The sequence below is a fragment of the Borborobacter arsenicus genome (genome assembly GCF_003934165.1).
Taxonomy (GTDB): domain Bacteria; phylum Pseudomonadota; class Alphaproteobacteria; order Rhizobiales; family Rhizobiaceae; genus Pseudaminobacter; species Pseudaminobacter arsenicus.
Map to the genome: position 1 here is coordinate 38040 of NZ_ML133511.1, position 13471 is coordinate 51510.

General features: G+C 61.2%; 13 protein-coding genes. All 13 read right to left on the bottom strand.

What is annotated here, in order from left to right; genetic code table 11:
• Positions 1 to 67: 67 nt before the first annotated feature.
• Complete coding sequence (locus tag EET67_RS05000; protein ID WP_128625129.1) at positions 68 to 535, bottom strand: cytochrome c-type biogenesis protein; 468 nt, start codon at positions 533 to 535, stop codon at positions 68 to 70.
• A complete protein-coding gene (locus EET67_RS05005) occupies positions 532 to 2523 on the bottom strand; it encodes a heme lyase CcmF/NrfE family subunit (RefSeq protein WP_128625130.1) in 1992 nt (663 codons plus the stop codon). The genes EET67_RS05000 and EET67_RS05005 overlap by 4 nt, the downstream gene beginning before the upstream one ends.
• A 2-nt stretch (positions 2524 to 2525) precedes the next feature.
• A complete protein-coding gene (gene ccmE / locus EET67_RS05010) occupies positions 2526 to 2960 on the bottom strand; it encodes a cytochrome c maturation protein CcmE (RefSeq protein WP_128625131.1) in 435 nt (144 codons plus the stop codon).
• A 5-nt stretch (positions 2961 to 2965) separates the two neighbouring features.
• On the bottom strand, positions 2966 to 4108 hold the full coding sequence (gene ccmI, locus EET67_RS05015; RefSeq protein ID WP_128625132.1) for a c-type cytochrome biogenesis protein CcmI: 1143 nt from the start codon (positions 4106 to 4108) through the stop codon (positions 2966 to 2968).
• A 94-nt stretch (positions 4109 to 4202) separates the two neighbouring features.
• Positions 4203 to 4637, bottom strand: coding sequence for a hypothetical protein (locus tag EET67_RS05020; protein WP_128625133.1), 435 nt, complete (start codon positions 4635 to 4637; stop codon positions 4203 to 4205).
• Positions 4638 to 4818: 181 nt separating this feature from the next.
• Positions 4819 to 6195, bottom strand: a complete 1377-nt coding sequence (locus EET67_RS05025; protein WP_128625134.1) for an ATP-binding protein — start codon at positions 6193 to 6195, stop codon at positions 4819 to 4821.
• 43 nt (positions 6196 to 6238) lie between these two features.
• Positions 6239 to 6904 (bottom strand): response regulator transcription factor, encoded by a 666-nt coding sequence (locus EET67_RS05030; protein WP_128625135.1) that lies wholly within the window; start codon positions 6902 to 6904, stop codon positions 6239 to 6241.
• 71 nt (positions 6905 to 6975) lie between these two features.
• Complete coding sequence (locus EET67_RS05035; protein WP_128625136.1) at positions 6976 to 7227, bottom strand: hypothetical protein; 252 nt, start codon at positions 7225 to 7227, stop codon at positions 6976 to 6978.
• A 103-nt stretch (positions 7228 to 7330) separates the two neighbouring features.
• On the bottom strand, positions 7331 to 7537 hold the full coding sequence (locus tag EET67_RS05040) for a hypothetical protein (RefSeq protein WP_128625137.1): 207 nt from the start codon (positions 7535 to 7537) through the stop codon (positions 7331 to 7333).
• Between the two features lie 38 nt (positions 7538 to 7575).
• Positions 7576 to 11475, bottom strand: a complete 3900-nt coding sequence (locus tag EET67_RS05045; RefSeq protein WP_128625138.1) for a baseplate multidomain protein megatron — start codon at positions 11473 to 11475, stop codon at positions 7576 to 7578.
• A 20-nt stretch (positions 11476 to 11495) separates the two neighbouring features.
• Positions 11496 to 11936, bottom strand: a complete 441-nt coding sequence (locus EET67_RS05050; RefSeq protein WP_128625139.1) for an NlpC/P60 family protein — start codon at positions 11934 to 11936, stop codon at positions 11496 to 11498.
• Positions 11933 to 12823, bottom strand: coding sequence for a DUF2163 domain-containing protein (locus EET67_RS05055; RefSeq protein WP_128625140.1), 891 nt, complete (start codon positions 12821 to 12823; stop codon positions 11933 to 11935). The genes EET67_RS05050 and EET67_RS05055 overlap by 4 nt, the downstream gene beginning before the upstream one ends.
• Positions 12820 to 13464, bottom strand: a complete 645-nt coding sequence (locus EET67_RS05060) for a DUF2460 domain-containing protein (protein ID WP_128625141.1) — start codon at positions 13462 to 13464, stop codon at positions 12820 to 12822. The genes EET67_RS05055 and EET67_RS05060 overlap by 4 nt, the downstream gene beginning before the upstream one ends.
• Positions 13465 to 13471: the final 7 nt, after the last annotated feature.

Below are 13471 nucleotides of genomic sequence, written 5' to 3' on the forward strand. Positions count from 1 at the left end.
CAGCTCACATTACGGTACTCTTTCCGGGGAATGAAACTTTCGTAATGTTGGCCTGGCGCATGCGGCGTCAGTCATCCCGCCGTAGGATCGTTTCAAGCGCCTTGCTTTCATCCTTGGTCAGCGCCGGAACTTCGTCGCGTCGTTTCGTGCGGATCGCATAGGCCATGAAGCCGCCGCCCAGCAGCAGCAGGACCAGCGGCGCACCCCAAAGAAATGCGTTGCGTAAGCTGAGGCGCGGTTTCAGCAGGACGAATTCGCCATAGCGGGAAACCACATAGTCAAGCACTTGCGTGTCGCTGTCACCCGCAACCAGCCTCTCGCGCACCAGCACCCGCAAATCGCGCGCCAGGTCGGCGTCCGATTCGTCGATCGACTGGTTCTGGCACACCATGCAGCGTAGTTCAGCTGAAAGCTCACGCGCCCGGTGCTCAAGGGCAGGATCTTGCAGCACCTCGTCAGGCTGCACCGCATGTGCTGACAGGCCGCCGAGGAGGCTGCATATCAATACCGCGCAAAGGATCAGTGCCCGTCTCATGATTGGCTCTGGCTTACCTTGCCGGCCAGCGGCTTTGCCCGTCGTGAAGGCGCTCCTACCCGCAAACGCCGGTCGCTCAGCGATATGGCACCAGCTGCCATCATCACCAGTCCGCCGAACCAGATCAGGATCACCAGCGGCTTCCACCACAACCGCACCACGACGCCGCCATCGGCGGTTTCGTCGCCCAGCGAAACGTAGAGCTGGCTCAAGCCCATCGTCTTGATGCCGGCTTCGGTCGTCGGCATCTGCCTTGCCGGGTAGAAGCGTTTCGAAGAAACGATCTCGGCAATGACCTTCTGATCGTCGTCGAGCAGTTCGAACCGCCCCTGGTCTTCGGTGAAATTCGGGCCCTGGACCGGATGGAGCCCATCAAACCGCAGCGTATGCCCGGAAAGTTCGACAGTCTGCCCGGGGCGCATGGTCAGGATGTTCTCGGTTTCGAACGAAACGACACCGACAATGCCAAGCACCGATAACCCAAGCCCCATATGCGCAAGCGCGGTTCCATAGACCGAGCGCGGCAGGCCGCGCAGCCGGCTGAGCATCACCTTCCCGGATGCCGCCCCGAGACCCGACTTCAATACAATGTCTGTCAGCGCCCCCAGAATCATCCAGACACCGAGGCCTATTCCCAAGGCCGCCAGCACCGTGGCGCCATCAATGAACAGCAGCGTCGAAAGTACGGCAAGCAGCGCCACGGCAAAAGCGGCCATCAGCCGTTGTGCGGCAGCGTGAATATCACCACGTTTCCACGCAAGCAGCGGTCCGAACGGAACAAGCGCCAACAGCGGCACCATCAGCGATCCGAAGGTCAGGTTGAAGAAGGGAGCGCCAACCGAAATCTTGTCGCCAGACAGCGCTTCGATCACGAGCGGATAAAGCGTTCCGATCAGCACGGTGGCCGCAGCCGTGGTCAGGAAAAGGTTGTTGAGCACGAGTGCGCCTTCGCGCGAGATCGGCTGGAATATACCTCCTGCGGCGAGATTTCCGGCACGCAGCGCAAACAATGCCAGCGAACCACCAATGAAGAGCATCAGGATGCCGAGAATGAAGACGCCGCGGCTAGGGTCGGTGGCGAAAGCATGCACCGAAGTCAACACGCCCGAGCGGACAAGGAAGGTTCCGAGCAGCGAAAACGAGAATGTCAGGATTGCCAGCAGCAGCGTCCAGATTTTCAATGCCGACCGCTTTTCCATGACGATGGCCGAGTGCAGCAGCGCCGTACCGGCCAGCCACGGCATGAAGGAGGCATTCTCCACCGGGTCCCAGAACCAGAACCCGCCCCAGCCGAGTTCGTAATAGGCCCAGTAGGAACCCATCGCGATGCCCCCGGTCAGGAAAACCCACGCCGCAAGCGTCCACGGCCTGACCCAGCGCGCCCATGCGGCATCGATACGGCCCTCAATGAGGGCTGCAACCGCAAAGGAAAAGCACACGGAAAAGCCGACATAGCCGAGATAGAGCAGCGGCGGATGAACGGCGAGCCCAATATCCTGCAGGATCGGGTTGAGATCGCGCCCCTCGATCGGAGCCGGGGCCAGCCGTGTGAACGGATTTGAGGTCGTCAGGATGAACAGCAGGAAAGCGGCCCCGATCCAGCCCTGGACCGCCAGCACATTTGCCCGCAACGTCGCCGGAAGATTGCCGCCGAACACCGCGACGAGCGCCCCGAAGAAGGTCAGGATCAGCACCCACAGCAGCATGGAGCCTTCGTGGTTGCCCCATGTTCCGGTGATCTTGAACAGCATGGGCTTGAGCGAATGGGAGTTTTCCCAGACATTCAGCACCGAAAAGTCCGACTGCACGTAAGCCATTGTCAGGGCGGCAAAGGCCAGCGCTGTTAGGGCAAAGCCGGTCACCGTCACAGGGCCACCAACTGCCATCAGGCGCTCATTGCCGGTGCGGGCGCCGAAAAGCGGCACCACGGATTGAACCAGCGCAAGCGAAAAGGCGAGAATGAGCGCGAAGTGGCCGGTCTCGACCATGGTCAGTTCTCCTGCCAGACGCCCTTGGCTTTCAAGCCATCGGCCACTTCCTTGGGCATATAGGTTTCATCGTGCTTGGCCAGAACGCTGTCGGCCACGAAAACCCCGTCAGAACCGAACGTGCCCTCGGTGATGACACCTTGATCTTCACGGAAGAGATCGGGAAGAATGCCTGTATACGTCACCTTGACGGATTTTTCATGGTCGGTCACGCCAAAGCTGACCTCGGTCCCCTGCCCGCGCACGATCGTACCGGGTTCCACCAGTCCGCCCAGGCGAATGCGTTGCCCCGGCTGAAGCGTAGCTGCCTGCAAATCGGCCGGCATGTAGAAATAGGATGCCTTCTGCCCCAGGGCATAGAATGTCAGGCCGGTTGCCGTTGCCAGAAAGACCGCCCCGGCGGCGATGACTGACAGTCTCTTTTGCTTGCGTGTCACGTGACCTACTCCGAAACCGGGATACCGAGACCAGCCGAGAATTCGGTGAGTTTGCGCCCGTTCTCCGTGGCTGCGCCCAGTGCCTCAAGCCCCCTTCCAAGCGCCGAGCGTGCCTCCTGGGTCTTGCCGAGCACGACATAGGAACGCACCAGGCGCATCCAACCGTCAGTATCCTGAGGATTCTCGCGCAGCTTCTGGTCAAGCCCTGCGACCATCGTCTCGATCATCGCCTTGCGGTCGCCGGACGACATGGAAGCGGCTGCATCCATTTCCGCCTGTGTCGGGCCTGCTGCCGGCTCTTTGGCTTCGGTTGCGGCAATACGACTTTGAGCCTCCGCCAGGGCCTGCGCCACCGGCTCTCGCCAGGGCGATCCTTCCGGAAGCTCGGCGCCCATCGTCTCCCAGGCCTTGATCGCCTCCGCCGACTTTCCGTCCTGCAGCAGCGCTACGGCCAGAAAGAACCTGGCCTTGGGCTGGGCGGGTTCCAGGACGAGCGCGCGTTCAAAAGCCTGCTGTGCGCCGGATGAGACAATTCCTCCGCCGGCATTGGTGAGCGCTTCGCCAAGCCCCGCTTCACGCGCAGCCGAAGCACCTTCCAGCCTGATTGCGTTTTTATACGCGGTGACGGCCTGGTCGAATCGCCCAAGTCGCAGATAGATCGGCGCCAGGACGTCCCAACCGCGCCCATCCTGCGGATTGGCGGCCAGATGGCCCTCGGCACGCGCGATCAGCTCATCGACCGAACTATCGGCAGGGTTTTGCGTCAGTCTCGCTTCCAGCGGCTGCGACGGTATATCCGGGGAGCCGAGAGCAGCGTAGAGCCCCCAGCTCATCAGCGGTACAACAAGCACTGCCACTCCGCCAAGCACGCGGCCCGCAGCGGACCACCCAGCTTTTTCGGCGGGCATCTCCTCGCTGCTGTCCGCCCTGATGATACGCCGGGCGATCTCTGCTCGCGCCTGTTCTGCATCAGCTGGCTGGATAAGGCCCCGCGCTGCATCGCGGTCCAGCTCGGCCAGTTGATCGCGATAGACGGCAAGGTCGTGCTGATTGCCTGCCGAATCACGTCGCGATGAGCCCGTCAGCGGCAGCAAAACCGCGACGCTGGCACCAAATGTGAGCAAAGCGGCTACGAACCAGAACACCATATGCCTTTAATAGCCCTGGCGGCATCGCATGCCAACATCCTGGGGCTGCGACTGATTGACGGTTGCACTTGTTCCGGCGCTGCTTACGCGGGCTCTATGTAAGCGGCGTCCAACTGCCGTCCGGATTGCGGCAAGCAGTTCCACGGGCGCTGCGTGACTGGCCGGCAGTAAAGATCGTATGGGTATATTGACGGCAATCCTGCGAGCCTACCCGATAGGGCTGCGCGGCAACCACCTCGCCGGAACGACCCGATCTGTCGCTCTTCCAGCCCACCGGACGCCCACCTTGGGTGTATTCCAAGGCCCGATACTCCGCCTCCAGCGCGCTGCGCCGATCGCGCTCGCTAAGGCCATCTCCGATAGGACCGCCGACAAGCCCACCGCCCATTGACGAAATGATCGTCGCTGCAACTTGACCGTTGCCCGCCACCGCCGCGCTGCCAGTGCTGGCCCTCGTACCGGGCAGCCCCATCGTCGTGCAGCCAGAGACCCCAACCAGCCCGACAATTACCGCCACGCGAAAAATCATGCCTGCCACCAATTCCGAATTCGCCCTGATGATTAACGCATAAGCCCGGAAACCGGAATCGATTTCTGGAAAGAAGCTGCGTCGATTCAAAGCATTACGCGGCGCTGAAGCCGGATGCGCCGTTAGCGGTGATCTTTGGCTTAAATTTGGCCGGGCGCCCAGACAGAACCAAGGTCAGGACCTAGCGCACGCCGCGCAACCGAACAATTGCCTTCAGCCCTCCCATCGCCGACTCCTCCAACAGGAGCTTCCCGCCATATTCGTTCACCAGATCGCTGACGATCGCGAGCCCCAGCCCTGTTCCCGGCTTGGTTTCGTCGAGTCTTCTCCCCCTCTTCAGCGCCTCACGCGCCTTGTCCTCCGGGATACCAGGTCCATCATCTTCAATTTCAATTGAGAACTGCGCGGCAGCGTTCTCCTCTCCGGGGATCGGTGCAACCGATATGCGTACGGTGGTCTTCGCCCACTTCATCGCATTTTCCAGCAAATTGCCGACGATCTCTTCCAGATCTTCGCGTTCGCCGGCAAACACGATCTCATTTGCCGGAAGCACGAGCGAGAGGGCGATTTCGGGGTGGAGCTTCTCCACCACCCTCACCATACGCCGCAGAAGCGCTGAAGTCGGCGTGCGATAGACGACACTGTCACGTTGGGCGGCCATGCGGGCGCGTTGCAGATAGTGCTCGACCTGACTCTGCATGGCCGACGCCTGGTCGGCAATCAGCTTGCCCTTCCTTCCACCAAGTGTTCGTCCCTCGTTGAGCAATATGGCCAATGGTGTTTTCAGCGAGTGCGCCAGGTTTCCGACTTGCGTGCGTGAGCGCTCCACTATGCGCCTGTTGTTTTCGATAAGGGCGTTGGTTTCATTGGCCAGCGGCTCGATCTCGGTCGGAAATCGCCCGTCCAGCCTATGCGCCCTTCCTTCCCGCACCATCGCCAGCGCCTCCCGGACTCGTCCGAGCGGTCTCAGTCCGAGCAGAATGGCAATGGCGTTGATGGCGATCATCCCCAGGCCGAAAAGGGACAGGTAAGTCACCAGCCGGCGTTCGAATATGCCTATCTCGTCTTCCAGTTCGCTGCGATTGCCCATGACGCGGAACCGCGCGATCTGATTGTTGGTCCCGAGCACAAATTCGCTCTCAAGTACCTCCAGCTCCTCACCGGCGATGCCTTGGGTATCGTAGTTACGTTGGAACTCGGAATTGAAAGGCACTTCCGAGACTGGCGGGGAAGGCACGCCCTCGGTCATCGACAGCGAGCGCAGCGTGCCCCCAAGTCCGGGCGAAACCGGCTCGACCGCCCAGTACCAGCCGGAGTTTGGCCGTGAGAAACGGAGATCGCCAAGATCCGGGCGCCCGGTCAGCATGTCCTGATCCGATAGGCCTACCGAGCCGATGAGATTGAAAAGATGCGCCGAAAGCAGGCTTTCGAAGCCCCGCTCGCTTGCCTGGCGATAGAGCGTTGCAATCACGGTATAGATAACGACCAGCGCTACGATCGCCCACACCGTGGAAAACGCAATGACGCGAAACGCGAGCGAGCGGGAGCCGGCGATCATAGGGCTCGGTCACAAGTCGAACGACAGGTCCGGTCGCTGGCTGTCAATCGCCCGGCTCTCGAATTCGATAGCCCATACCGCGCACGGTCTCGATCATGTCGATGCCCATCTTCTTGCGCAGGCGGCCGACGAAAACCTCGATCGTGTTGGAATCACGGTCAAAATCCTGATCGTAGAGATGCTCGACCAGTTCGGTGCGGGAAACCACCTCGCCCATGTGGTGCATGAGATAGGCGAGCAGCCGGAATTCGTGAGAGGTGAGCTTCAACGGAACGCCGTCCACATCCGCCTTCGATGCCTTGGTATCGAGGCGCAGCGGCCCGCAGGATAGCTCGGAGGATGCATGACCGGCGGCACGTCTTATCAAGGCGCGAAGCCGGGCCAGCACTTCCTCGATGTGAAACGGCTTTGCAACATAGTCGTCCGCGCCGGCGTCGATGCCGGCAACCTTGTCGCTCCAGCGGTCCCGCGCCGTCAGCATCAGCACCGGCATCTTGCGCCCGTCACGGCGCCAGCGCTCGACGACACTGATCCCGTCCATCTGCGGCAGGCCGATGTCGAGCACCACCGCATCATAGGGCTCCGTGTCGCCGAGAAAATGCCCTTCCTCGCCGTCGAAGGCGCGGTCTACGACATAGCCGGCATCGGTCAGTGCATCGGACACCTGCCGGTTCAATTCCTTGTCGTCTTCAACGACGAGTATGCGCATCGCCTGCCTGTCCGTTGTCGATCCTGTGAGATATAGGCCGATTCCTGCCTTTGTTGAAACAACGCCGCGTTTCAGCCTTGGGGAACGACGAATTCAGCCCGCCGCGGCCGTTCGCCATCCCTGCCCGGAACGAGCACGACAATCACGCAGACAGGCCGCCCGCCCTGCGTGGACGAACTTGCCTTGGCCAGCGTGCCGCCGTTTTGAGCGGCGATCTGCTGGCCTATGGCGTAGCAGTCGGCTGCAAACGCGGGAGGCGCAAGCAAACTTGCCATGCAAGATGCCAGAACTGCAGAACAAAAAAGACGGCGAAGCGTTTTCATACGTGTTCTTCTAGCCCCCGACTGCTGAACGTGGAATGAACAATCGACCACAGCAGAAGCTGAAAAGCGAGAGCTTGGAAGCCCTCGCACGAATGCTTTTCTGTCAACCGATCCGGCTAGTTGCACTTACCCGACCTATGATGGCCAGAATGCCCGCAAGCGCTGCCACTGCCTGCAGGACCGTATCAGCGAGTGCAGCCTGATCCGCGTCATCGACCGGCACGCCCAGCAGGCTGCCGCCGGCCGACAGAACGGCGATCAACGACGCCCAAATGGTGCGCGACAGATACCAGGGTTTGTTGGCGATCATGATTTTTCCTTTCTTGACAATGATGCGCGGTCCCGACGTCAAGCCAGAACCAAACGGAGACGTGCCGGAATACCCCAGCCCACCGACAGGCTCAGTTGGCTTACGGTAATGTCTATCTCGCCGGCGGAGACACCGAGGTCCGATTCGATGGCCGCAGCCGTATAAATCCAGCCGGGCTGCGACACGGTTTGGGTACGAATGCTTTCGCCGGAGACGGTGAGGATGGTGATGCGATATTGTTCGGTCTCTTCTCCCAGCGGAATGTCTCCGACCTCCCAGCTATCGGCATCGATGCGTCCGCGGCGTATCCAGGAGAGCACCAGATCCCCATTTGCCTGACGCACCGCCCTGAGATGCACTGGAGATAGAGGCAGGCTCGCACGGACACCGCCGACCTCAGCCGATGTCACGAAATTTTCGCCGGAAAAGTCGGACCCTGCCGGCCCTGCCCGCCAATTGAGGGGCAGGCCGATTTCGCTGGCCAGCAGGCCGGCGGGTTGCACGGCATCGTCCAAGACGACGAAACTCGCACCGATAGGAGCGCCAGCCGCCATGCCGTCATCCGTCCCCAACTGGCCACGCAACAATCCGCTGAGCCGCCAGACATTCGGCGCAATCTCTTCGGCCGACTGGAACTGGATCACTTCCCAGTTTCCAACAGCCGATTTTATGGCGGCGACATTGGCCCCATTGAGCAATTGGAGCCGGCTGACACCTTCCACCTCGCCATCGAACAACTCGACAACGATCGGCCGCAACCAGTCGATACGCCCCGAAAAGCCGGACAAAAGCGGCTCGACCAACCTCCCGACATTCGCAGCCTTGCCGATCGTACCGCGTTGCACGAAGCCGCTGTCTTCAGGCGACAAGAACAGCGCCTGGCTTCTCCATGGCTTCTGCCAGAGTGCTACCCGGAACCGGGACTGCGCAGGCTCATGCGAGATCGACGGCAAATCCAGGAATTGCGCATATGGCCGGCCTGTCACCGGCACCCTTGACGGCACCGCTCCGGTTTGGGACGGCCGCCATGCGGCAGGCATGGAATGGGCGATCTGCCTGGCGGAAACCCTGCGCACCAGTCCGTCTTCAACCTCGGTGACGAGGAAAAAGACATCGTCGGCCGCTGCCGGAACATGAATGACAGCACCGGGGACAATCTCGGGATGCAAGGCCTCGACGGAAAAATTGATGCTTTCCCGCTCGGACCAGGTCCGCCGCATCCAGTCGTCCAGCAGCGCCCTGCCCTGCCCGGCTTCCAGAGCACCGGGAAATGAAATGGTCTGCTGCCTGCTCCCGGCGGCACCATAGCGTCGACTACGGACAGATACCGTCTGATACTCGGCAAGCGGGTCACGAAAGGCCAGAATTGCCTCAACCGGTAATTCATGCTCAGGGGCACGCACTTTTTCGATGACGGTATTCTGGCCATCGGAGACGAGTTCTTCGATTTCGACCGGCGCCGCAGCGTTCGCACCGCACCGCCGGAAGATTAGTTTCTCGGCCTCCTCGTGCACTGCCAGATCGAACAGATCGACCAGTGGTTCCAGGGCCGAGCGCGCTGAAGACGGATCGCCGATCATGTAACCATGAACCGTTCCCTCGACGCCGGTTATATCGGCCGGCGGTAGTCCGTGATCCGCCAGTATCTCGTTGATCAGAGCCCCGACGTCCGGAGCTTCAAGCCTGCCGTTCAGCCAATGTCCGCGATGCCAGTTCGCCCCATCGGCCCACACCTCGCCCCGCAGCGGAAATACCGGGAACGGCCTGGCATCCCATGCCCAGAGGTAGCTGCGGGTGTGATCGACCATCCGGCCGCCATAGAGGGACGATACGGGATTTTTTGCGTCGTCAAAGCCCAGGCTTGCCGGGTCCCACACCAGCGCATGAGCCTCCAGCAACCTGTGCTGGGCGATGTCAGAACGCCCGCCATTCGAGAAATATGGAATGGCGTTTTCTGCCGACTTCGGGTCCGGAAAGACGTTTGGCTGGTTTGGCCCCTTGTCAACTGCCAGGCAGCCCAGCTCGGTAAACCAGATCGGCTTTGAACGCGGCACCCAGCCCGTCGGCTGGGCCGTTTCCACACCGCCAATCCGATTGAAATGCTCATTTCCCCACCAGCCGGCCAGGTCCTTGTACCGAAACACCCACGGCTTGCCATAAGCGCCGTCCGTAATGGGAGCACGCAAGCGTTGGACTCGGGCCTGCTCGCTCGGATAGTACCAGTCCTGGCCCTCGCCACCCGTGACGGCCGCACGCAATCCGTTTAGGTCGTACGGCCCGGCAAACCCGTCCGGGTTCGGATTGGCGTGATCGCTATCGCGCCAATCCGATAGCGGCATATAGTTGTCGATACCGACAGCATTGACTGCAGCATGACTCCAGAGAGCATCAAGGTGGAAATAGACGTTTCCGCTGCCATCCGCCGGATGGTGGCCGAAATATTCGCTCCAGTCCGCGCCATAGGTGATAGCTGTCTGCGGCCCGAGGATAGACCGCACATCGGTTGCCAGGTCACACAATGCCTCGACGAACGGAAATGCGTCGTTCTGGTCACGTAAGGTGCTCAGTCCACGCAGTTCCGATCCAAGCAGAAATGCATCGACGCCGCCTGCTGCGACGGCCAGGTTGGCAAAATGCAGAATTAACCGCCGGTAACCCCAGTCATTGGCATCGCCGTGAAAGGAGACAGTATCCGACGATACCGTAAAATCCTCGGGAAGCACCGTCCCGCAGAAGCTCGCGACCTGCGAGCGTGCGGCAATGGTCCGGTCGACGGTTCCGGGTTTCAGTGGCGCCGGATAGCACGTAATGCGCCCGCGCCATGGATATGCCGATTGTTGCGCTTTGCCGTATGGATCGGGCAACCCGTTATCGGCCGTGATATCCATCATGATGAACGGATAGAGGGTGACTTTCAGGCCGCGTGCCTTGATCTCGCGGATTGCCGCAATCACGCTGCGGTCGGAGGGCGTGCCACCATAGGCCGCCCCGCCGCCATAGGACGACACCAGCATCGCCCCATTTCGATCCACGCCGGAGGCCGACCACGCTTCGGACAGTCCCTGCGACGAACGCGTGCTTACACCGGGTCTGATCTTGCAAGCGCCTGCGCGCAGATCGTCCCCGAACCAGGTTACGACGAGGCCGATATGCTTCAGCTTCGGGCAAAGCATCTGAATTTCGTCGAGCGATGCAGCGAGATCGGTCGCTGCGTGGAACATATGCCGGTTTTCGGCCTGCGTCTCGCCGGGCCGCTTTTCCTGCGTTACCAGCGATGGCGACAGGCCATATTCTGTTGCCCCCGGTATGAGGCAGGCGGCATGAACCTGATCCACCAGTGTTCCGACCGGGCGCAACACTTCGAACTGAAGTTGCGGCAAGCGATTGCCATATTCAGCGAGCGGAAGGTGGTCGAACACCACATAGGCAAGACCACGATAGGCTGGAGCATTCCCCTGCCCCTGCTTGGCCTCTATGAGGGGGTCGACAGGCTGATCCGCCGTGCCGCGATAGACCCTGACTTCCACACCATTGCGGTCAATCTCGCGTCCGTCCGCCCAGATTCTGCGAATGCCCGCGATCTCGCCTTCGCAAATGGCAAAGGCCGCATTGGCGAAATAGGCGTATTCGGTAAGGCGCGGGCCACCCTTGGCACCTTGACGCTTGGTCGTGCGCGTCTCTTCGAACTGCGTCGCCCAGATCAGAGTCCCGCCGACCCGTATTGTGCCATAAACCCGCGGGATCGGCGCCCCTTCCTCGGCGGTGAAAGGCCGTGCGCCGGAAAGTCTGGGACCCTCGATGCGTCGCGTGGCATTGATCAGCGAACTGTCGATGGCGTAGCCGGCAAGCGCACCGGCAGCCGAGCCGATCGCGCTGCCGACAGGCCCGAGCACGCCGCCGAGAAAGGCCCCGGCCGCTTGCAGCAGAATGGTTGCCATATAGGCCTCCGGAAATCAGGTCATATTTTGGGAAATGCGAAGACCGCCGCGATGCGCTTGCGCCATTGCGGCACCAGCGCTGAAACCACCACCGACTGTCCCTGATAGGCGTGGATGAAGCGCTCCTTCGCCACCATTATGCCGGCATGCTTTGCCGGCAGATGCGCTCGCCAGCGAAACAGGACGAGGTCCCCGTCCGACATGCCGCCCATTGCCTTTTCAGCGCAATGGCGTCTGGCAGCATCAAGAAGCAGATCCTTGCCTCCGGCCTCGGCCCAGTCCGCCGCATAAGGGCCAGGAAGTTCCGGCTTCTCGCCGTAAACGCCCCGCCAGACCCCGAGCACCAGCCCAAGGCAGTCGCAGCCCACACCCTTGCGCGATCCCTGATGCCGGTAGGGCGTGCCTTGCCAGGTCAGCGCCTCGGCGACGATACGCAACGCAATCGCGTGGTCACCGCTCATGGCACGATCGGGCTCCCGTCAAACTGCCCGCCATCAACGACATAACCATAGGCGGCATCGTTGCCCGGCAGGTGCGGAAACCCTTGGAAATTCACGCTGTTGGAGAATTTGCCCTTGCAGGTGGCAAAATTCTTGTCGCACCCGGCGTGGACAACGAATGCATCACCGATCTCGACTGGCGGCCCGCCCATAGGCCGCAGCGCTATTGCCATCCCCTCCACATGCCGGCCATGATCCACGATCTGCTCGCTGCGCCCAGCACGTGCGCCTGTCGACCAGCTTAGCGTGCCATGCGAAAACCATCCGGGTTGAAATGCCTCCAGCCCTGCAACAAGGAATGTATCGCCGTCTTCTTTAGCCGTCACATGGCCGTTGCCACGAAAACCGGGCAGATCGAGGACGAAACGGCAGCGCGCATCGCCGAGTTCGGCATCGCAGGTGCGGCTCACATAGCGTCCATTGGGCTGGTCGAGCGTGTGCATGAGGCTCTCGAGCTCGGCCACGAAACGCTGATCGCTTCGTTTTATCTTGCCGATCGTGGCCGTCCGCAGCACCGCAAAATCTTCCGGCTGGCACCAGTTGACCAAAATCGTTTCGATCTTCGCTCCGTCGTAAAGGCCGGCGGCAATGTCCTCTTCGCTTATATCGGCCGACGAAAGCGCGCCTTCTATATCGACGGTATCGACCGCAAGCCCCAGCGTGCCTCTGGCCTCGCTGGCGCTGAATCCGCTCTCCGGCTTGAAGGCCATGCCATCGACGCTCAGCGGACGGTCATGGTCGGTATAGCCCGCCGCACTGCCGTCCTTCCTCGTCAGCCGCCAGCAATGGCAAACCGTTGTCACTTCGCCGGCCAGATGGTCGACCAATTGTTGCTTGTATGCGCTCAAAGCTGCACCTCGATCAGCGGTATGGTGGGGATCTGACCGGCCTTGAACGCCGTCAGGCTAACCGACATGCGATCAGTGTCGAAGCGCACCGGCACATCGAATTCGTAGCCTGCTGTTATCGCGGCGCCCGGCGACGGGGCGATCTGAAAAACCACTTCGCCGGTTTGCTCGTCGAAATGGAAATCGACCGATGTGGACAGCGGAATGGCATTTACCGCCACCGTCAATGCCGCTGTGTCGGGCCTTGAGATATTGCGCAGATAGACGTCCTCGCCCTCGCCATAAGCCTTGACCAGCTTGAAGCGTACCGCCGTCCCGTCGCCGGTCCCGATTTTCTGATCGAGAAAGGATAGCGTTTCGTCCGGCCGGCAGGACTTCATGTCGAACGGGTCGCGAAAACGGAAGGCGTGCAGCGAGCCGCGCCGCGCCTCGAAGAAGGCAAGCACGACGTGAAGATCGCGCAGCGAGCGCACACCCGTCCCGGCATCGTAGTGATGGCGCGACTGCGAGAACCGCGCATTGCGCTTTTCGCGGCCCGACGTCAGCGTGATGATCTCGTTGCGCCGTTCGGGACCGCCCGTTGCTCCAAATGAGACAGCCAGCGGAAACCGCACGTCATGAAAACTAGCAAGCTCTGACACGGAAGCC